A 22,893-nucleotide genomic window follows, 5' to 3' on the forward strand; every position below is an offset into this window, starting at 1 on the left:
GCTGATTCAAAGAGGTGTACAGTACTTGCAAAATTGTGTACAGGCGTCCCGAAATACAGACTTAATGAAATGATTACCAGAGTACATAAGAATGTTACCTGAGTACAACCGAATCATCAGTCCTCTCAATACATTTGACTCGAAACCAAATAAAAAATAAACTGTATGATTAACCCGCTCAAAAGAGTTTTGGGAATAATTTACTTATTCTCCTTTCTGATTTGTCTGCTTTGCGGCACTGATCTGAAAGCTTTGCCTGCTCCGCCACCCTTGCTGGTGCAGGGTACTGTGAGGTCTGAAGATGGGACACCTGTTCCCGGAGTAAATGTCCGCCTTAAGGGTACGACTAACGCAGTGGTGACGGATGAAAAGGGAAATTACCGGATTACCGTAGCCCAGGGTACAGGCACGCTGACTTTTACACATGTAAGTTATACCAGCAGGGAAGTACCCATCAATGGCAGAACAGTCATCAACGTTTCCCTGACGATGGTTCAGGGGGGACTAAATGAAGTTGCGATTATTGGATATGGGACCCAGGAAAAGAGAGCTGTTACGGGTTCGATCTCCAGTGTCAAGAGCGACGAAATTGCTTTATACAATGTCAATACCTTTCAATCTGCGTTGCAGGGCCGCATGCCTGGCGTAGAAATGTATGAATCCAATGGTGTGCCGGGCTCAGCCGTAAACGTCAGAATCCGCGGACTGAACACAATTAACGGAAGTGCAGGTCCATTGTATGTAGTAGATGGTGTACCGGTATTTACCGGCGGCGGGGTAGATGGCGACGCTCCGCTGAATAACGGCTTTGATGCGGGCAGCAGTCAGACCAATGTGATGACCGATATCAATCCCAATGATATCGAGTCTATCGATGTGCTGAAAGATGCTGCAGCCACTGCAATATATGGTGCCCGCGGAAGCGGTGGGGTAATCCTGATCACCACCAAACGTGGAAAAGCCGGCAGAACTGCCTTTAATGTCAACTATATTACGGGTTTCAGCAGGATATCAAAGGTTAAGCAATTGCTGAATGGCCCGCAGTTGCTGGACATCCTGGACGAAGCCTACCGCAATACATTTTATAGCACGCCCTCCAACATCAATTTGCCGCTGCCCGCGACGCCGATACCAGCGATCACTAATTTTACCAGGGGACAGGCAGACACGACAAATAATGACCCTTTTGATGTGGTGCTGCAAACAGGGATGTTCCGTGAGCTTACACTCTCTGCCTCCAACGGATCTGACAACACCAAATATTATTTGAGTGGTACGTACCGGGACAATGTGGCGACGATAAAAGGTACAGGCATGAAGCAGTATAACTTTAAACTGAACCTGGACCACAATATCAGTAAATACATCCGGCTCGGACTTAGCGTTACACCTTCATTCAATAAAGAAAAAAGACTGGGGTCCAGTAATACGATCAATCTTGGAGGATATGGTGCGGCACTCAGTACCAACCTGCCAATCTATCCCCTGTACAATACGGATGGCACTTATTTTAACCCCTGGACAAACCCTGTAGCTTACCAGGACCGGGATCTGTTTACAGGGGATAACAAAAGAACCCGGATTTCCGAATCGCTGTTTGTAGAGGCAGACCTGAGCAAAGACCTCAAATTAAAAAGTATTTTCCAGCGTGAAGATTTCAACCAGGTGGCGCCCACCTACATCTCAGGAATACTGAGAATCACCAATGATGTAAACATCAGTCCTTTTGCTAATGACCAGACTTCAAGGCTCCAGCACCAGAATTCATATGGGTATATCAATTCTATGGAGAATTACCTGACCTACAAAAAAGTTATTGGCAAAAAACATGCACTCGACGGGGTTTTGGGGATGCGCTTTTCATCCAATGCTACCTACTATGAAGCCATGTACGGGGATAATGTGCCGAACTCCAACTTTATATATCCGTCGCAGGCGGCGAGGATAGACCAGAACATACAGACCGGTGTGCAGGGAGATATGAACGCCAACCTGGGTTATTTCTTACGTGCCCAATATGGCTTTAAAAGGAAGTACCTGCTGTCGCTGGTAGTGAACCGTGATGGTAACTCGAGATTTGGCGACCGCAAGAGATTCGGAACATTTCCTGCATTGTCTGCTGGATGGGTAGCTTCTGACGAGAGCTTCCTTAAACGTAGTAAGGTGATCAGCTTTCTGAAAATCCGGGGCAGCTTTGGTTTAACTGGAAATGCAGGTGGAATAGGGAACAACTCCTCAAAAACCACCTGGCAGAGTGGTAGTCCATACACCGGATATATGGGTACAATTGGTAATGCCGCCCTCCAGCCTGCAAATGCCAATCTGCATTGGGAAAAGGGAATTAAGTACGATGCAGGGATCGACATGAGACTGCTGAACAACAGGCTCTCCACAACCATCGATTACTATAAAAATATCACCAAAGAAATGCTGTTGTCTATTCCTACTCCGGTAAATTTCGGTTATAACGCGGCTGGGTCGGATCTGACCTTTCTCGAGAACAGGGGCTCGCTTTATAATGAAGGTATTGAGTTTTTTGCAAATGCCAATATCCTCAAAGGTGCCTTCAAATGGAATGCAAGCTTTAATATTTCACATAACATTACCCGCATTACCGATCTGGGTGGTATAGATCCCAATACGGTATCCGCGGCATCCGGAGATGTTCAGTTGTATGTGGGTAAAAATGCGCCGGTTTATTACCTGATAGAATCTGCGGGGGTTGATCCTGCTACAGGTGGAGAGCTGGTTCACGACAAGGACGGGAATACGGTGCTGGCAAGTTCGCTGAATGCACAGCAGCTGAATGCCGCCCGTAAGCCGCAGTACGATAAATCGCCGGCGCCGAAATTTTACGGCGGATTGGGTAATAATTTTGATTACAAAGGTTTTAGCCTGAGTGTGTTTTTCTCCTACCGGGTAGGTAACTACCTTCTGGATGCCGGTGAACGGGTGATGAGCTATGTGGGCAACATCAGCGTGACCAATAACTCTACCGTACCAAATATCTTTTTGGGAAACCTGCCCGTGTCAATTCTTAACAGATGGACGACGCCGGGACAGATCACCGACATACCCAAAGTATACTACAATGATCCAGTAAATAATATTCTTCGCAACAGGAACACCACGCGCTTTCTTTCTGATGCCTCCTACATCAGGCTGAAAAATGTACAGCTGAGCTATGCCCTTCCGCCGGAACTGCTGTCCAGGCTGAGGCTGAAAAGCGCAAGGCTGAATATCACCGGCCAGAATCTATTTCTGCTCACACGCTTTAAAGGGATAGACCCTGAGTCGGTCACAATCCAGACTAACTACCGCGAAAGGAACCTTGGATATGGGATTATCAGAAACGTAGTACCGCAGTCGAGAACACTTACCCTCGGCTTGAACATTGGATTTTAAAATTAAAGCTTTTGACGATGAAAAAAATACTATTTGTACTCCTCGCCATCCCGGTGCTCAGTTTTTGGGGATGCGAAAAAAAACTGGAAATCGTACCCAATTTTGTGGCCGTGGAAGAGCGTGCCCTCTCCTCAACGGAATCTATTGACGCCGCCATCAGCCATGCTTATTTTCTGCTGCACAGTAACATCGGCACCAATATGACGCTCTGGACGGAACTGATGTCTGATGAGCTGTTCTACAAAGGTACCCTCAATAATTATCTGAACTATTACAACCGCAACCTCAGTGCTGCTGCCGAGGAGCAGGTGAGTGGCACAGATCCGCGTGGGGTAAACAATATCAAGCAGCGCGAGATGTATAACTGCGTAAATTTTGCGAGTCTCGTGCTACGGGCTACACAAAACGATGTGGCTAGGGAAGACCCCACCTTTGCACCGAATAAGGATAGGATCATGGCAGAATGTTATTTTCTGCGTGGCGTTGCCAACTTTGAGCTGCTGCGGTTTTTCTCAAAACCTTGGGGAGCGACGTCTGATAATTCGCACCTGGGGATCATCATCAATAAGGAGCCTGTAGACGACCGCGTTAGTCAGGTAAAAGCACGATCCACTGTTGCCGAGGTATATGCTTTTATCCTGGACGACCTGACGAAAGCTGAAGGACTGATGCCGGAGCGCTACAATCCCGGCATTCATCCCTCCGGATATAATGGAAGAGCTTACAAAGATGCAGTGCTTGGCTATCTGGCAAGGGTATATTTTCAGCAGCAGAATTATCCGAAAGCCAGGGAAGTGATCGACAGGCTGATCGGCGCAAGCCCGGGCTCGCTTTCACGCCATACACTTGATGCCGATGTATTGCAGACTTTTACCACAACCGGGCCAAATGAGATTAGTCCGGAAATGATTTACCAAAGCACTGCCTCAGTGACCGGTATAGGTTTGAATGGCTTCTGGTATAACAGTAATACGTCAATCTATGCGCGACCAACAAGCAACCCTGCCAATGTAAACGGCCTGGCGAGTAATGCCTTCAAACAAAATGCGCGTTTTTACGGCTCTGATCAGCGATATGCGAAGCTTTTCAGTCTGATGACCACGGGGGCAATCATGCCGATAAAATATTCTTCAAAGGACAATTCGAATATTCCGCTGATCAGATCTGCCGAGATGGTGCTGGACAGGGCAGAGATTTATGCGCTGGAAAATAATGTGAGCAGTGGTGTGAGAGATTGCAATGTGGTAAGGCAGCGGGCATTTCTGCCGCCGCTGCCGGAAAGCATCAGTCCTGCAGCGCTGCTGGATTCGGTACGTACCGAAAGGATCAGGGAGCTGTGTTTTGAGGGCGACCGTTTCTGGAACCTGAAGCGGCTGAAACTGCCGCTGCCACCGGGCGACAGGACCGCAGTCGCCATGTTGCCCTGGGATGGTCTGGAAACTGTATTCAAGTATTTCCTGCTCGAGCAGGACAAAAATCCACTACTGGTAAACAATTATTAAATGCAGGTTATGAAATTTCTATCATTTATCATACTGATGACAGTTGCTTGTGGCTTTGCCGCATGCAAAAAGGATCCGGTAGTAGTCAATATACAAGGTATTGAGTTTAATCCTGTAAAAGCGTATCAGGAAGCTCTGCCTGGCGCCATCGTCAGCTTCAAAGTGAGGGTAAAAGCTGATACCCCGGTTACACAGTTTGGGATTCGCTTCAAATTTCCCGGTAGCGCGGATTATATAGCTCTGCCTGCCTACGCAGACCTCAGCGAGCCTTCAGAGTTTACACCTGCTTTCGGTGTTTTTGAATTTGCGCTTCCGCCATCTGCAACTGCAGTTTCAGCAGACATGAAGTTTAGGTTTAGTGCTGCCTCTGCCACTGAAGCCTACGAAAAGGAATATACGGTAAGGTTGGTGGGCACTGGGGAACGCAGGGCACGTTTGTATAGTCCCGCTGCTGCTGCTTACTTCAAATTCAGTGCGCTCGATTTGCTGGGCAGCACTGGCGTGCCGGCAACGCTGCCTATGGCTACACAGGATCTGGTAGCCTCTACCGCGACAGTGATCAATAACCTGACAAACCAGCGCTTCACGGTACTTACGGGTTTTAGCAGTGGGAACGGAACAAAATTTAAGCTAGCCACATTGGCGCAATACAATGCCCCAGCCCAGTATGTTACGGCTTATAATGCGATTTCGGCGGCAAACGAATTTAGTGGTGTGTCAACACTTGGTCCTGTGCCGGCCACCGGCACAGGAAACCTCGTGGCAGGAACCTATTACATCGCAAAAATCAACCGCGGCGGCAGCTTCAGCTATGCAGGGATCTCACTGAAAAAGATTCCCTCCGTGACTTCAGGCTCTACGACGGCAAGCAGCATTGACCTGGCAAATGAATACCTGGAAGCAGAGATAAAGAAATAAGGAATTAAATGATAAAATTTTTATGATGATAAGACTATTATCGGGTTTTTTGGTCCTGACGGTGATATCGTTCAGTACGCAGGCGCAGCTTTCTACCGCTGTGACCACCGTTCCGGGTGTTCAGCTTCAGCCCCTTATTGTGCCCAATGTTGAGAGTGCATTGCAGGGACTGGTTCCCGGTTTGCATGTTATCCAGTCGAATGGTACGCCTGGTACAGAGACGATCATGCGGTTGCGGGGCACTTCGTCAATCTTCGCGGAGACAAAACCTCTGTATGTGCTGGATGGCATTCCAATCTATACAGGACCCCGGGAAGTGGCCGATCAGGGCCTTGGCGGGGGCTGGGGTGCACAATTTAACCCACTCAGCGATCTCAACACAGCAGATATTGCTTCGATAGAGGTATTGAAAGATGCAGCTGCGACTTCCATTTATGGGGCACGCGGTGCGAATGGCGTCATCCTGATCACCACAAAAAGAGGACAGCGGAATAAAACTGAGATCGACTTCAATTATGCTCAGGGGCTGACGAGTGTGACCAACAGGATCAACAGCCTGGACGGCCCCCAATATCTTCAGTTACTTGACGAAGCATGGCTTAACAGCGGGCAGACGGGGCAGGGACCATTACCAGCAATAGCAGGGTTGACAAGGGAGCTTGCCTCCGGCACAAATACTGATAATCTGGAACTGATTCTTCATAACGGCAGCCTCAGACAAATGAACTTATCTATGGCCTCAGGAAGTGATAAGACCAACTTTTTTCTCTCCGGTTCATATCGTGACGAGGAGGGTGTGCTGCGTGGGAATGGACTGACGCGTTATACTGGGCGCATGAATGTCAGTAACCAGATTAATAAGAGGCTTACGCTTGGTGTGAGGCTAGGAATCAATTATACGGATCAGACAGTAATGCCGGTAGGTTCAAGTCCGGGCGGTGGTTTTAATGCCGCACAGGCTAACCTGCCTGTGATTCCGCTGTACAATAGCGACGGTACGTATTTTTACCCCCGTGACCCGGTAGTGTTCAATATACCAGGAAACAATGTGGCATCTTACCAAAGCCGGAAAGAATACTACAATGAAGAGCATACCCGCAGGTTTTTTATTGCTGCAAATTTCAGCTATAAAATTTCTGAATCGCTCAGTTTTGTTACCGATGCAGCACTGGAACAATACTATCATACCCGCGCTAACTACCTGTCGAAGAGACTGCGCAATGGCTCTGTAGGTTCTGGCATAGGAAGAGAGGGATTCCCAACAGCATATGCAGGTTATGAAAAGTATTCCAATAACCTCACTACCGGGCGCAGTATGCTGAACTATAAGAAGACCAGCAGGAACCACCGTATTGCCGCCCTTGCCGGTGTTGAGTATATCTACAATGAAAATCCCGAATTTTTTGGTGAAGGCGAGGGATATGCCAACGATTTTACAAGGGAGCCAAGTGCTGCAGCCTATAAAAATCAAATTACAGGACTTGCGCTGGTTGCCAATACCCACGCCTTCCTTGGCTTCTTTGGCAATGTCAACTATGCTTTTAAGAATAGATACCTGCTGGGAGCAACGCTCAGGACGGACGGATCCTCACGGTTTGGTGCCAATAATAAGTTTGTAACTTTCCCGGCAGTGTCTGCAGGATGGATTCTTTCTGAGGAGAATTTTATGAAACAGCAACACATTTTTAGTCAGCTTAAGCTTCGCGCGAGCTATGGGCAGAGTGGTAACTCAGGCATTGGCAACTACTCTTCGGTAGAGCGCTGGTCTTTAAACTCCAACTCGCGCTACTTGCTGCAGTCGGGTATACAGATGCAGAGCCTGGGCAGTCCGGACCTGAAACCTGAAAAACAAACACAACTGGATATCGGAATTGACTATGGAATTTTGAAGAACAGAATTTCAGGTTCCATTGATTTCTATGATAAACACACCAGAAACCTGATTCTGAGTTACGATGCGCCATTATCAGTGGGCGTGGCCCAGCAAGGATTATTACTAAATGCCGGAGCATTGCGCAACAGAGGTGTTGAGTTAAGTATCTCCTCAAAGAATATTAATAGCAGGCTATTCACCTGGAGCAGCTCCTTTTCTTTTGCACATAATGCCAACAAAGTGCTGGATTTAGGTGGCATTAGCTCTGAACAGTTGCGGTATAATAAGAATATCATTACCAGCGAAGGGCATCCTTTGGGTATATTTTATCTTGCAGAATATGCCGGAGTAGATGCAGCCACAGGCAGAGAGATGATTTACGATTTGAATGGAAACAGGGTGGCAGCCCTCAGTGCAGCTCAAATTGATGCTGCCCGGAAGCCTCAGTATGATAAAGCTGCAGCGCCGAAGTTTTTCGGCGGCCTTGGCAATACCCTGACTTATAAGAACTTCGATCTGACAGCATTGATGACTTATTCTTATGGTAACTATGTGCTGGATGAAGGGGAGCGCTACCTGAGTTACCTTTCAGGAACGAATAACGTCCGGGAAGGAGCTTTGAACAGGTGGACACCTCAGTCGCCCGGTACAGATTTTCCACAGCTCGTGTATAATGACCCGATCGCAGGGAGTAATACTACCCGTTTCCTGCATGATGCTTCTTATCTGAGGATGAAAAATATCACCATCGGCTATTCTTTCAAAAATTATATCAGGAAGATCAAATTCCTCCGTGATGCCCGCTTATATGTTTCAGCCCAGAATCTTTTTACCCTAACCAAATTCAAAGGATGGGACCCTGAAGTATCGGGGAACTACAGCACAAGCTTGGACCGCAATCTCAACCAGGGCATTACCTATATGGATGTGCCTCAGGTACGGACATTCGCCGCCGGCTTTAACCTCAACTTCTAATCCTTAAGCTAACAACAATGAAAAAGATAATCCTACACCTGCTGCTGATTTCCGTACTGCTTGGAGGATGTAAAAAACTAGACGGACCGGATCACTCTACGCTGACCACATCGGCTGTGCTCAATACAAGCCGCGACCTGGATAACTTACTTTACGGTGCCTACAGTGCCCTGGCCAATGACAATGCTCTATCCGGGTACTGGCGTGTGTTTCCTGAGATACTGGCCGATCATGTGGAGCTGAATGTGACGGAAAACCTGCCTGCAGATCCTTACAGGCAACTTTACGACCGCAATATGGCGCTAGCACAATATGCGCAAAGCTGGAAACTAGGCTACACGGCTATCCAGAACACTAACCTGGTAATTTATGCAATAGAGAACAACATCGTCACAAAGGAAAAAGATCCTGAGTTCACAGATCTGAATAAAAGCAGGCTTGAAGGGGAATCGCGCTTTCTGCGTGCCTTGTCCTATTTTGAGATGATTCGCTTTTATGGGCATCAGTATGGTCATAATTCGTCTTCAGCAAACAGCGGTATTATTCTTCGGACGAAACCTGCGATCAATATAACCAGCATCGATGAACTGAAGAACGAGTCGCGGGCAGCAGTGGAGGCGGTGTACCAGCAGATCATTACTGACCTCAAAGCTGCGCAGACATTGATTCCTGTAGGTAATGATTTGTCGAGAAGAGGCAGGGCCAGCAATTATGCCGCTGCAGCGGTGCTGGCGCGTGTGTACTTTCAGATGAACGACTATCAGAATGCACTGACAGAGATCAACAAGGTGATTGGCAGTATTCCCGGGACTATCCAGACCTACCCCCTGGCACGCATTCCGCTGACCGGTACTATCAATGCCGCGCAGGCCGCTGCAAATGTGCTGGCCGCCTTTAACACTTCTGGTGCAGGAACCGGTCTTGCTACAGAAAATATCTTTGATTTTGTGAGCGTAGTCTCAGCTCCGGTGAACGGAGCGATCAGCAGAAAATACCTGAGAACTGTGGCCGTAGAACCACATCTTTCGATAAGCAGTGCCTTTCTGGCTGATGCGGCCTTTGGTACAACGGATGCACGAAGAGTGGGCCTGATCACTACCGCGGGCGCTAAAAACTACTCCAGGAAATACGACAGGCTACTGCTGAATGTGCCGGTGATCCGTTCAGCTGAACTGATACTGGACAGGGCAGAAATCAACGCCATGAATGCGGTAAGTAATCCAGCAGCACATGCCGCCGCACTGGCCGACCTCAATGTGCTGCGCGACAGGGCCATTCCGGGCTATGTTCCCGCTACAACAGTAACGGTCAATGCCACTGTGGTGCTGGCCGAAGTGCGAAAGGAAAGGGTCCGCGAGCTGGCGTTTGAGGGTGACAGGCTCCATAACCTGCGGCGGATGCGCGCCAATATCAATGCCGGAAGCCGTTTAGGGGCTCTTCCTCTGCCATGGAACAGTAATCAATTGCTGTTCAAGATCCCTGATGCAGAAATCACGGCAAGTCCCAATGTTTTACAAAATCCAGATTAGTAAATCCTAAACCATCATAAACATGAAACATAATCTTTTAACAATAATCGCAATTCTATTTGTCATTTTTCAACATCCTGCAAAGGCTGACGTTGTTCCCAATAGCCTGTTCAGTGACCATGCCGTGCTGCAAAGGAACCAGGTGCTGCCAGTATGGGGTACCGCCAGAGATGGTGAAAAGGTGAGTGTCGATTTCGCAGGTCAGAAGGCAGAGACCATTGCCTCAGGAGGAAAGTGGTTACTGAAACTCAAGCCGCTGAAAGCTGGGGGGCCATTCACGATGACAATCAGGGGAGATAATACTGTTACGGTAAATGATATTCTTATCGGCGAGGTGTGGGTGTGCGGCGGGCAATCCAATATGGCCTACAAGCTCAATCCAAATATCCATAATGGCGCTGAGGAGATGAAGAATGCAAATTATCCGCAGATCAGGGTGTTCAATGTACCCTATAAAGCTGCGCGTCAGAACCTTGAAGATGTGAAAAGCAACTGGCTGTTGTGCAGTCCGGATCTGATTAAAAACTTTACAGCCGTAGGTTACTTTTTTGCACGGGATCTTTACAAAACGCTGAATGTGCCGATCGGATTGGTTTCCTCTTCAGTTGGAGGAACACCCGCAGAATACTGGTTGAGCCGTACAGCGTTGGAAAGTAATGTTTTGTTTAAACATACATTAGGGACTTACAAGAGCCAGGTGAGCACTTATCCGGCACGCCTTGCTAAGTACAAAGCGGAGGAACCTGCCCTGTTGGAGAAGTACAATTTGGATGCTGAAGCTGCAAAAAAAGAGAATAAACCAGCTCCCCGAAAACCCAGCCCTCCACAAAATCCTGAAGAGACGGGCAGTGCCAGTGGTTATTATAATGGGATGATCGAGCCGCTGCAGCCATTTGCGATCAGAGGTGTCATCTGGTACCAGGGCGAAGCTAACAACTCCAGTGCGAACACATACCAGACTTTATTTCCTACGCTGATTGCCGACTGGAGATCGGGCTGGGGACAGGGGGATTTCCCTTTTCTCTTTGTACAAATTGCACCTTTTAAAGGCATGAGTCCTGAGATCCGCGAAGCACAGCTCATCAGCTGGCAGAAGACACCAAATACGGCGATGGTGGTGACTACCGACTGCGGAAACGCAGAGGATATCCACCCTGTGCTGAAGCAACCTGTGGGTGCCCGACTGGCACTGGCAGCGCGTGCATTAGCCTACCAGGAAAAAATTGAATACTCCGGGCCCGTCTATGAGTCCCTGATGGTAAGGGATTCAAAAGCAATTCTTTCGTTTACACATCAGAAAAAATTGGTGGCTAAAGGCGGTGAATTAAGGGGTTTTATGATTGCCGGTGCAGATAAAAACTTTGTACCCGCCAGGGCAGAGCTTAAAGGCGACAAACTGGTGGTGTACAGCCCTGATGTTCCTATACCCGTGGCGGTTAGGTATGGTTGGGCCAACACGCCGGATGTGAACCTCTACAATGAACATGACCTGCCAGCATCACCATTCAGAACTGATACTCAGTAATCCGCTAAATGATGACGAATCAAATCAAATTCATGATCAATTCCTTAGTGATGTCAGCTGTCCTGAGTATATTTCTGTGGTTGTGCTGTGCCTCTGTACAATCTGCTGAACAAAAGATACGGCCAGTAATTTTCAATAGTAGTGAAACGGTGAAAGGCGGAGAGGTGTTCGGTCTTCAGGGCGCTTTTTTTGGCCTGAAGGCGGAAGTATGGTGTGCGGTAGTTTCCGATGTGCTAGGGTCATTGAAGCCCTTACGTAAACTAAAGATCGTCAGTGGTTCAGATCAGCAGCTGTCTGTACTTATTCCTGATGAACCGGCTTTCCAGCCAGGTGCCCTGATTGCTGTATGGGTGAAGCGGGCAGGAACTTCCGGTTCATGGAGCAAGGCGGTGTACCTGAACAGGGCCAGGGCAGTCACGCTGGAGTATGATCAGGTTATGCCCGGCCACACTTTCCGCGTTTTTGGGCGCAATCTTACATTCAAGGGATATACTCCCCGGCTTCGCTTTGTGGATGTAAAAAGCCAGAAGAGCATCAGGACCCATGTTATTGGCGGAGATCTTTTTACGCTCCAAATCATTGCTCCGCGGTCTGTCCGTCCCGGCAGAAAGTATCAGCTGATGCTGAGCAACGGCAATGGAGGAGACAAAGTCATTGCTGAAACGACAGCAGAGGAAACTCTTACAGGCGTGGTGGCGGCAGCTGATCCCTTTGGATTGAAAGCACCCTGGGGAGCTGAATTTACTTTCTACAGGAACGTATATAATGTTCGGGAGGACCCCCGCTTAAGGCTCAAAGCCAAAGGCGATGGACTGACAGACGATCGCCTCGCAATCCAGCAGGCGATTGACCTGGCCAGTAGCAGCGGGGGCGGGGTGCTGTATTTCCCTGAAGGAAAGTATAAACTCGATATCCCCACAGGTACTGGCCTGGTAATGAAGTCCAGGGTGGTTCTGAAAGGGGAAGGATATCAGAAAACATTTATACAATATGGTTTCGGAACTCCACCTCCTTATCCCGAGCCGATAGGTAAAGATGGCTGGCCCAATGCTACTACAGAAGGTGTTGCCATATTATGGCCATTAAATACTACGCTTACAGGATTATACCAGCTCTGCCTGCAAAATGTGAATACCAGTGGTTTATGGCGGCACAGCCTGAAAACTATGCCTCCGTCAATTAAAAAACCGGGAGGTTCTGGTTCAAAATTTTTTGCAGCGAATTGCCGCTTTGACTTTGCTGTAGCCTGGGGTTTATCCTGGGCGTACGTAGACAGGATGATGATTACCGACTGTATCTTCGACAGTAAGGCGCGGGTGACCTGGCCCTGGCTCTGGCACTGTACAGGCGCTACAAATTTTGTGGTTCGCAACAACCGTGTGAGATATGCTGCCGGGCGTTTCGGATTTAATGACAGCTTTAATGGCATCATAGAAAACAATCACATTACCAGGTTGGGTGATTTGATAAATCCCAAAGGTGAAACCGGAGGTTTTAATATCGATTACGCACAGGACATTGTGGTCTTAAAAAATCGTCTTGATGTGGAAGGAAAGAGCATTCCTGACCTGAATCAGGGTGAAACAATACTAAGTCAGGGGGGTAATCCTGAACAGATGGCTACAGGCCATGTAAGTGCTGCTACTCCAAATACACTGAGGGACAGTGATCGGAACTGGGGACCAATCCGGACGCCTTCCTTAAGCTCGTCAGATGCGGTAGCCATCATCTACGGGAAGGGCATGGGACAATGGCGTTATTTAAAAAGCAATACCCGGAACACACTTATACTGTACCGCCCATGGGGCGTGATCCCGGATAAAACCAGTAGATATGCTGTGATGCGCTGGTCTGCAGAGGATTGGCTTGTGAAAGACAACATCCTCGAGGATAACAACAGAGGGATATGGTTTTACTGTGGCAGTACCGATGTTGCCATTACGGGCAATACGCTGACTAACTCAGAGGGTATTTATGTTCGCTCAGATCAAAGATTGGAGCTGGGCCGCTACAATCTGAGCTGGAATGTTTCAGTTTGCGACAACAAGGTTGTAAATACCAATGGCTTGCGTCCTGCCTATGTTTGTAATGTACTCGCTATTGGAACAAAACCTGATACCCTGCTGGGCACGGGCAGTTTAGGAGTGGAGATCAGAAGAAACCTTGTGCAGGCATACCGGCAGGGGAAAAACGCAAGCAGCTTTGTCCGCGGGGAGGGTTACTTTAATGAAGTGCTGCCTAAGCAGGGTAGAATTATGCCAGGAATGCGAGTAACAGGCGTAAGAGGAACAATCTTCGAAGGCAATACCGCTATAAACGCGGATGTCGGTTACCGCTTGTATGGACCTATAGATCAGACAGTGATCAAGTCTCCTGTTTTCCAGGATGTTGATACACCTGTGACAACAGCCACAGGGACCGTGATTCTTGAAAAGGAAAGGAAAAATGAATCTGCACTGCAATGGAAATCCGGTGGCATAACCATTATGCTGAAAGATGAACTTGTTCACCCTGCATTCTCATGGCCACGTAGTCTCCTTAAATACAAGATCGATTTCGGGAGTTCTGGTAACCCGGGGCAGGAACTCCTGCTCAGAGAAAAAGAAACAGGGAAGCGAATTCCTTTTCAGCTGAATGCCGATACGCTTTGCTTTATGTCTGATCTCCCATCCGGGGCTGTTAAAACCTTTGAGCTGCTCCCTGCAAGCGGAAAAATGCCAAAAGATGCTCCCCCTGTTCAGATCCTGAAAACTACTGATTATTACGAGCTGGATAATGGGAAGATCAGAGTACAAATTCCCGCCCATCAGAAAGCAAAGATACAGGCTCCTATCAGCCGTTATGGCGATGCCAGACATTGGCTTGGACATGGCGAAATGCAGCTGAACAATTTCAAGCGTTTCAGTGTCGAGATTCTGGCAAAGGGTCCGGTACAGGTGGTATTCAGGATGCAGTATGAGCTGGAAGGCAACAGGCGTTATACGGTGCTGCTGAAATTAACGGCAGGGATGGAGTTTGCAGAGCTGGAAGAGAAAATGTATGGTTTTGCAGTAAGGGAAAAGTTATCCTGGAAAATAGTTTGGGACGGCATTGTCCCAGATCACCGTTATGCGTCTACCCGTGTGGAACCGGGGAAGGCCCGGGCATCTGATTTTAACGACTGGGAACCAATGGAAGGTAGGACGACAACTGGCGAACAGCACCCACTGCTTGCAAGAGACCAGCAAAATGGAAAAGACGGACTTCTTCCGTTCCGATTAGCTCCCTATGATAACTGGTTATCATGGTGGCGCCTGCCTGGTGTTGCTTTCAGCAGTGGAAAGGAAAAAACGACAATTGGACTCTTCATCAAGGATACGGAGAAATGGAACGATGGCAAGTATGCCCTATGGGGTTCAAAAAAAGACTTGAATATCAGCTTTCATTGGAACAACCAACGGCTGGATTATACTTTTCCGCTGGTTACAGGCAGCCGTTCAACCGCATTGGCCGCTTACCCTCAGGAGAAAGATTTACTCAACAATTCATCACTAGCCTACATAGACGACCTTCGGCGCTGGCACGGCTGGATTCCGCTGGATAAAGTGAAAAACTGGATACTGAACTATGAGACGCCGGAAAGCGGATATCCGAGATTTTTTAAACCAGAAAATGCGACCCCAAACCTCAGTCTCACAGCACTGGAGCAATCATTGTCGGCGAACTTGCAGGTGATCGCGAAAGGATCCGAAAGGATCAACGGACCTACTCCGGTTGGTTCAAGAATTTATTATGATCAGATCGTTCCTGCCTTTGATCTGAATGCCGCGAAGATGCCTATTTCGCAATACCGTAGGCTACGGGCATGGTATCTCTTTGTGAGCTACCTCTATCAGGATGAAGCGCTGATGCCCTTGCGCAACCTGTTGAGCGGACACCCCAATTTCATGGCAGATATTAAAGGAGTGACTGGCCTTGCAGCCTTTCTTTTCCCCAAACATCCTGACGCAGCCCGCATGGCTAATCATTTTGAGAAAATGATAAAGCTAAACTTTAATTACCATATCCGCCCGGATGTACCAGGCTGGGAAGCTATGGGAGGAAGGTGGACCGAAAATCTGGCTACCTATACCTGGGCGGCACTCACTCCTATGGTGCGTACAAATGAGTTGCTGCGTCGTCACTTTGATGGTAAAAACAGGATTCTTCAGCCAGGTGTATCTTCGTTGGGAAACTGGCTCTTGAATTCGGTCAGCTCTCCATTGGAAAGTTTGGGTAACAGAAGAGCTTATCCCCCGCAGGGTGCACATGCCCGCACAACTGAGGATGGACTGCCAGACGTACTTCGCCTGTTTGCGCAGCAACTGATGTATTATGACCCTAAGCTAAGTAAGCAGCTGTTATGGTTAACTGATACGAATGATAAACCTTTTGAAAGTACAAAAGAAAAAGCTAAAGTCTGGAAAGATCTGTCTGACGCTGGATGGGGAAACTATAAAGGCATAAATCCCTGGTTGAAGTCGGCCAAGTTTACTGGTTATGGTTTTGTCTTGAGATCTGCTTTCGCTACTAAGGATGAGATGTACGTCCATCTCCAGCAGATTGACGAAGGGCCAAACTATCGCTGGGGCCGCGCTGCTATGGGAGGGAACGGGGTGATTTATTATTACGCCAATGGCAAAAATTATAGCCACAATGGTCCGGAAGATGCCGGCGACGGGCCATTTGGAGATACGGAAAGGATCACGAATTTCGGGGTGAAAAAGCCTGGGGGCTATCGTGCAATCGGGCCTTACCGAAGTGTAGGCCGCAATGATCTCACTGAGCCATTATATGATTTTGGTTTTGCACAGTTCGCCTCTGTTTTGAGTAATAAAGATATCGCACGCGACTACCGGTCGAGGAGTATTCTTCAGTCGTCATCAGATTATATTGCTGTATTTGACGAAGTCTCTGATCCGCAAACGGAGGGCAGGTTTTCCTGGTTCGTAGGGGCGAATGACGAATTTCCCTATATCCATCAGCTGATGCCTGGAGCTGCTTTTAAAGATGCAGATTTGGTCCCTGGCAAAAGCAGTTACCACAAAGATCCCCCTGTGCTGCCCACTAAAGGCCGCTACTACGATGGAAGAGGAAGTTTCCTGACTATCGTGACCCATAAGCCTGAAATCAGCGTACAAAAAACAGATTTCGGCTGCATTGTTCAGAAAAAAGACCGGCAGACTGATTTGATTTTCCGAAACATTAAGCCGGTACAGTACGCCAAAGACGGAATAAGCTTCAGTGGCAGAGCGGGGATTGTACAGTTTCAATCAGGCAACATCTCCGCAGCATTATTTGAGGGTACGGTGATCAGTATCCCGGGAATCCAAATCGAACTTCCCACAGGCAGCAAAGCCGGAATCAGTATTCAACAAAGCGCTACAGGTTATAGTGGCATAGTCCAGAGCCGCAATGCTGAAAAGTTAGTTTTTGGTCTTACTGATCCTCAACTCCGTTTTTATCTTGACGGAACCAGGACTGATAATTTTACTATCCCTGCAGGTAAACATCGCTGGGCCTGGAGCAGTACAGTGTTAAGGCCTGATACACCTGGAATTAACGCTTTTATAGCAGGTAATATAGTTATCGGTCAGACTCCACATGCACCGGAAGGGTTAATGCTTGATCTGACTGGCAGGGAAACCAGGATCAGCTGGGGCAGCACGCCGGGAGCCGAAACTTACCGGCTATACAGAATATCCAGGCCTTCGGCCGCTGGTCCTGTAAAGATCTATGAGGGCAGAATGAACCAGTTCAGGGATCAGAAGCCCCGGTCAGGGTTAATTTATGATTACATAGTTACAGCGCTGAATAGCAGTAATGAAAGTAAAAACAGTACGGTCGCCAGCACCGACCCTTCTAGTTTTCTCAACTGGGAACCTATGCGCGGCGAGGGATTCAGAAGAGATACTGAAAATCATGAAAATGGTTTCCCTGAATTTGACCCCCTCAAAGAAGATGAAATGCCAGTTTTAGTCTATCCAATCAATAAACAAAAATAACATGACAACTATGATTAAGCCGATGATCGTTTGTGGATTGCTCTGCATTTTTCATCTTTCCTCATCCGCTCAGAAAGCGGGGGTTCCAAACAACAAAAGTCCACTTGCACTGGTACAAACGGTTGCCGACAGGATCATCAGGGAAACGCCATTTAAATTTCAGCTTGTTCCTCAACCCAATCATCCACAGTTTGACTTTGTACAATATGTGGATTTTGGAAAGACTTTTGGTCTGGGTAGCCCGGCTGTCGCTTATGCAATCAGTCAGTTCGATAGTAAGAGTGATACTTCTTTTATGATCCAGGTAAGTCATAACGATGCGCTGAAAATCTGGGTCAATCAGGAAGTAGTGTACCAAAAAGAGGGTGCAAGGCCTCTGAAAATTCAACCGAGGGAAAGGGATATTTTTCTGGAATATGAATTCCCTGTGAAGCTCAGGAAGGGATTGAATCAGATATTGCTAAAGTCTGAAACACGCGGGAAGGAATGGATATGTTATCTGCAGCCAAAGGGGGCGCTGATCGAAGAAAGAAAACCATGGAATCCGGACTTGAGTATAGCGAAGCTTCCGGGCGTCACAGCTGGCGTCGCAAAACTCAGCAACTGGCTTGTTGCCGGGCCTTTTATGGTTTCTGGAAAATATCCTTCAAGTACTGCGTATGGTCCTGAACGAGGTTTTGAGATAGGGAAACTCTATTCGGACGGGATGAAAGATATCAGCTGGACCATCCCGAAGCTGCAGATTTTTGCCGACGTCATCAATCCACAACCGTATTGGGGAACCTATTACAATTGGAATTACCATGCCGGGGGGCTGGCCTGGGCAATGTCTCATCTTGCCGAAGCTTCTGGACAGAGAAAATATGAGGATTATTCGCAGCGCTGGACAGATTTCATGCTGGAAATAAAGCCCTTTATTGGCTATCAGGTTAAGGAGCTGAACGGCTTCCAGTCTACCCATCATCAGCTTTTCAATACCCCGTTGCTGGATTTTACTGCGGCCCCGGCTCTGCCATTCGTCTATCGACTGGTGAAAGATAAAAATTTTGAGAAGCGTCTTGAGTACGAAGCATTTGTAAATGACGTTAAAGACTATGTGGTTCATCATCAGATTAGAATGCCGGAAGGAAATTTTACGAGAGAGACTCCAGAGCAATATACGACCTGGGTGGATGACATGTTTATGGGTATCCCTTTCCTCGTTCAGGCCTCGATGCAAAGTAAGGAGCCCAAAGAAAAAAATGCCCTGCTGGATGATGCGGCAAGACAGGTGCTGGCGTTCAATAAGCAATTGCTCAATCCATCCACAGGATTGTACCATCATGCACAATATTCGCGACGTAAGGCAAGACTTCCATACTGGTCGCGCGCTAATGGCTGGGCGATCTGGGCCAGTACCGAAGTGTTGCTGCAGCTGCCGAAAAATCATCCTCTGCGAGAACAGATTCTGGCCGCGTATCAGCGTCATGCAGATGCGCTTGTAAAACTTCAGGATCAGCAGACGGGTTGCTGGCATAATGTGCTCGACCGCCCGGATTCTTACGACGAGCTTTCAGGAACTGCTATCATCAGTATGAACATCGCACGCGGTATCAATCAGGGATGGCTGAGAAAGGAGAAATATCTTCCAGCGGTGCAGCGGGGCTGGAATTACATTGCTTCATGCATTGACCCGGATGGTACGGTGCACAAAATCTGTGTAGGTACCATGAGTAGTGAAAATGTAAATGATTATATGAACAGGCCGACCGCAGATAATGATTCGCACGGATTGCTTGGCCTGCTGTTTGCCGGTATTGAAATTGATAAATTATTCAGATCAACCTTATGAGAATTCATCGTGTCAGATATGCTGTATTACTGATTTTAAACCTGATCATTGTTGCTGGAATTAGTAGCGCTCAGGCCCCGGCGGCAAAGGATTCAAATCCACCGATTGCCATACCTTTTACCTTGAAAGTAGCAGGATATGTCACCCTTGTTGTTGAAAATCAGGATGGTGTTCGTGTAAGAAATCTGGTCTCAGACACTTGGTACAATGCGGGGAATAACACAGCATGGTGGGATGGACTTGATGACTTGGGCCGTGACGTGGAGGCTACCCATCACGGCGTTTACCATATTCCGGCTAAATTCGTTGCACCCGGAACTTATAAAGTACGGGGCCTGGTACACGAGAAGATCAAGACCTCGTATGAATTTTCTGTGTATACAACGGGTAATCCTCCCTGGAGTACCAATGACCATACCGGCGGCTGGCTCGCCAACCATACCCCACCTCAGGCAGCATTGTTTGTGCCTGCTGCTAAGTCTCCTGCCGGTCAGCCGGTTGTTATGCTGGGAAGTTATATTACAGAAGGGCCTGATGGCCTTGCATGGGTAGACCTGGATGGGAAGAAACTTGGGGGAAAAAAGTGGGTCGGTGGAGCATGGACAGCGGCACCATATCTCGCAGCAGATGCAGGTGCGACGGCATCAACAGGAATTTATGCCTATGTAGCTTCGGTATGGGAGACCGCAAAGCAATCCGGAGAAGCCGAACTGAGGATCACAGGTCTGACCGCAAAGGCGGATAAGAAAGTATTACTGCAAAACATAGGGCTGCTGAAAGATAAGGCGGATAAGAAGACTGAGATGACTGGTTTTGCGGTTAGCGACGGAACGGGAGTGATAAGTCTCTTCAGCAGAAATCAATTGCTGCTTGCTGATTTGAGCAATGGAAAGACGGTCAGTACCTCTGAATTGAAAGCTCCCCGGGGACTGGCGTTTGACAAAGACAAACATTTGCTGGTACTCTCGGGTAATCAGCTGCTGAAATTTAATTCTGTGGCAGACCTTGGTAGTTCTGCAGCTCCTCAGGTTTTGATTTCCAAAGGGCTGGAAGCACCTGTTGCTGTGACGCTCGATGCTGCCGGAAACCTGTACATCAGTGACGGGGGTAATAGTCATCAGGTGAAGGTGTTTTCGGCGAAGGGCAGTTTTATACGCGCAATTGGTAAACCCGGCGCACCAAAGGCGGGCCTCTATGATGAACTGCATATGAATAATCCTGCGGGCATCACTATCGATGAAAAGCAGCAGTTATGGGTCACGGAAAACGACTTTTTACCAAAAAGGGTAAGTGTATGGTCGCTCGATGGTAAATTACTGAAAGCATTTTACGGACCAGCTAAATATGGCGGTGGTGGCGCCATAGACCCTGTTGATAAGAATAAGTTTTACTATGGAGAGGAAAGTCTGGGTGCCATGGAGTTTGAGCTCGACTGGACAAAGGGCAGCTCAAAACTAAAGCGTATACTTTACCGCAGCAGTAGTGAAACACTGCCACTTCCGAGCAGGAGTGGAGCTCCGGAAACGGTTTTATATTCCAAAGGGAAGAGATATTTTACTAATTGCTATAATTCCAACCCCACCAGTGGAAACGCAGTAACTTTCATATTTGCAGAAAGGAACGGTGTGACTTTTCCTGCAGCGGCTATGGGCAGAGCAGATCAGTGGGATCTGCTGAAAGAAGAGCGTTTCAAAAAGCTGTTGCCAGCAGGTGTGGATTTAAATGCAAAAAACGACAAGGCACTTGCATATTTTATATGGGTGGACCTGAATGCAGATGCGCAGGTACAACCAGAGGAGCTGAATTTTGAAAAAGGTAATGCCATGGGGGTAACTGTAATGAAAGACCTGTCCTTCTGTATTGCACAACTTGATGGTAAAGCAGTACAATTTCCGGTGGACAGCTGGACTTCAGAAGGTGTTCCTGTATATCAGTCTTCAAACAGGAAGATCCTTGCGGAAGGGCTGCAGCCTTCAGCCTCATCTGGGGGTAATCAGGTACTGGCAGCGGCAAATGGCTGGACGGTAGCATTGAATGGAATTCTTCCCTTTAACCGGTATTCTCTGAGCGGTGCTAAAAATGGAAAGGCGATGTGGAGCTATCCTAATCTGTGGCCGGGACTACATGCTTCACACGAGGCGCCCATCCCTTCTTTCCCGGGGCAGCTGATCGGCACGACGCATCTGTTGGGTGGTTTAATGGAAAGCGCAGGTGCAGGTATAGCTGAACTATGGGCTGTAAACAGCAACCACGGTATGGTTTACATCTTTACCAGTGATGGCTTGTTTGTGACTACACTTTTCGAGCCTATGCGTACCGGAAAGCGCTGGCAAATGCCAGCCGCCAGTCGTGGGATGAGCCTCGAGGGCTTGAGTCTAGCAGAAGAAAATTTCTGGCCTACCATTACCCAGCTTCCTGGAGGAGAGGTATATCTGGTGGACGGTGGGCGCAGTAGTATAGTAAAAGTAGATGGATTACAAAGTCTTCGTGAAATAACTGCAACTTCAATCATTGTAAAAGAAAATGATCTGGATAAAAGCCGTCTTTTCCTGGCTGGTGCCGAAAATGCCCGCCAGCAGGGCCAGAGAAAAAAAACTTTGCGTGTAGATTTGCACAACAAACCGCTGCTGGTTGATGGGAAGTTTGACGACTGGACGGGAGCAGATTGGGCAGAGATCGATCAACGTGGTGTGAAAGCTAATTTTAATTCCAATTCCAAACCATATGATATCAAAGGGGCAATTGCGGTTGCTGGTGACCGACTATTTCTGGCCTATGAAACCGGCAATGCTTCCTTGCTGAAAAACTCAGGCGAAATGCCGGCAGCTCTGTTTAAAACGGGAGGTGCGCTGGATCTGATGATCAGTTCTGATCCCGCGGCGAAGTCTGATCGCAAGATGCCTGTAGCAGGAGATCAGCGATTGCTGGTGACATTGATTAAAGGAAAGCCCAGAGCACTTTTATACCGGGCGATTGTTAGTGGTGTGAAGGAAGCAGATAAAGTGCCTTTTACCTCTCCATTGAGGACTGTCACCTTTGATCAGGTAGAAGATATCAGTGATAAAATACAATTCGCCGCTGGTAAAAATGGAGAATATGAAGTATCAGTACCCTTGGCTTTGCTAAATTTAAAACCTGCCGCGGGGATACAGCTGAAAGGTGATATCGGGATTCTCAGAGGAGAGGAGGAACAGACTGTTGCGAGGGTTTATTGGATGAATAAAGCAACAGGGATTGTTTCAGATGTGCCTTCAGAAGCGGAGCTTACACCTGCTTTGTGGGGTACGCTCAACTTTGAAGGCACAAAATAAT

At 47.9% G+C, this 22,893-nt stretch carries 9 protein-coding genes; all 9 read left to right on the forward strand.

The window, feature by feature from the left end:
* The first annotated feature begins 165 nt into the window (after positions 1-165).
* The 9 genes from OQY15_RS10100 to OQY15_RS10140 are packed head-to-tail and all read left to right on the forward strand — an operon-like array spanning position 166 to position 22,892.
* The gene (locus OQY15_RS10100; RefSeq protein ID WP_265790956.1) at positions 166-3,405 is read left to right on the forward strand and encodes a SusC/RagA family TonB-linked outer membrane protein; all 3,240 of its coding nucleotides are present in this window, start codon (positions 166-168) and stop codon (positions 3,403-3,405) included.
* Positions 3,406-3,422: 17 nt separating this feature from the next.
* Entirely contained in the window at positions 3,423-4,907 is a 1,485-nt protein-coding gene (locus OQY15_RS10105; protein ID WP_265790959.1) for a RagB/SusD family nutrient uptake outer membrane protein, read from the forward strand.
* A gap of 9 nt (positions 4,908-4,916) precedes the next feature.
* Entirely contained in the window at positions 4,917-5,825 is a 909-nt protein-coding gene (locus OQY15_RS10110; RefSeq protein ID WP_265790966.1) for a hypothetical protein, read from the forward strand.
* A gap of 22 nt (positions 5,826-5,847) precedes the next feature.
* Positions 5,848-8,673, forward strand: a complete 2,826-nt coding sequence (locus OQY15_RS10115) for a SusC/RagA family TonB-linked outer membrane protein (RefSeq protein WP_265790968.1) — start codon at positions 5,848-5,850, stop codon at positions 8,671-8,673.
* 17 nt (positions 8,674-8,690) lie between these two features.
* On the forward strand, positions 8,691-10,202 hold the full coding sequence (locus tag OQY15_RS10120; protein ID WP_265790970.1) for a RagB/SusD family nutrient uptake outer membrane protein: 1,512 nt from the start codon (positions 8,691-8,693) through the stop codon (positions 10,200-10,202).
* Between the two features lie 22 nt (positions 10,203-10,224).
* Complete coding sequence (locus OQY15_RS10125; protein WP_265790972.1) at positions 10,225-11,727, forward strand: sialate O-acetylesterase; 1,503 nt, start codon at positions 10,225-10,227, stop codon at positions 11,725-11,727.
* Between the two features lie 32 nt (positions 11,728-11,759).
* Positions 11,760-17,750 carry a glycosyl hydrolase family 28-related protein gene (locus tag OQY15_RS10130; protein WP_322973334.1) on the forward strand — a complete coding sequence of 1,997 codons (5,991 nt, stop codon included), beginning with the start codon at positions 11,760-11,762 and terminating at the stop codon, positions 17,748-17,750.
* 1 nt (position 17,751) lies between these two features.
* Positions 17,752-19,581, forward strand: coding sequence for a glycoside hydrolase family 88 protein (locus OQY15_RS10135; protein WP_265790974.1), 1,830 nt, complete (start codon positions 17,752-17,754; stop codon positions 19,579-19,581).
* The gene (locus tag OQY15_RS10140) at positions 19,578-22,892 is read left to right on the forward strand and encodes a hypothetical protein (protein ID WP_265790976.1); all 3,315 of its coding nucleotides are present in this window, start codon (positions 19,578-19,580) and stop codon (positions 22,890-22,892) included. Before OQY15_RS10135 ends, OQY15_RS10140 begins: the two co-directional genes overlap by 4 nt.
* Position 22,893: the final 1 nt, after the last annotated feature.

It is taken from the genome of Pedobacter sp. MC2016-15 (genome assembly GCF_026239695.1).
Lineage (GTDB): Bacteria > Bacteroidota > Bacteroidia > Sphingobacteriales > Sphingobacteriaceae > Pedobacter.

Coding starts and splice junctions, on each gene's coding strand:
- OQY15_RS10130 (WP_322973334.1), top strand. CDS start 11,760: ATGATCAATTCCTTAGTGATGTCAGCTGTCCTGAGTATATTTCTGTGG.
- OQY15_RS10105 (WP_265790959.1), top strand. CDS start 3,423: ATGAAAAAAATACTATTTGTACTCCTCGCCATCCCGGTGCTCAGTTTT.
- OQY15_RS10125 (WP_265790972.1), top strand. CDS start 10,225: ATGAAACATAATCTTTTAACAATAATCGCAATTCTATTTGTCATTTTT.
- OQY15_RS10100 (WP_265790956.1), top strand. CDS start 166: ATGATTAACCCGCTCAAAAGAGTTTTGGGAATAATTTACTTATTCTCC.
- OQY15_RS10140 (WP_265790976.1), top strand. CDS start 19,578: ATGAGAATTCATCGTGTCAGATATGCTGTATTACTGATTTTAAACCTG.
- OQY15_RS10120 (WP_265790970.1), top strand. CDS start 8,691: ATGAAAAAGATAATCCTACACCTGCTGCTGATTTCCGTACTGCTTGGA.
- OQY15_RS10135 (WP_265790974.1), top strand. CDS start 17,752: ATGACAACTATGATTAAGCCGATGATCGTTTGTGGATTGCTCTGCATT.
- OQY15_RS10110 (WP_265790966.1), top strand. CDS start 4,917: ATGAAATTTCTATCATTTATCATACTGATGACAGTTGCTTGTGGCTTT.
- OQY15_RS10115 (WP_265790968.1), top strand. CDS start 5,848: ATGATGATAAGACTATTATCGGGTTTTTTGGTCCTGACGGTGATATCG.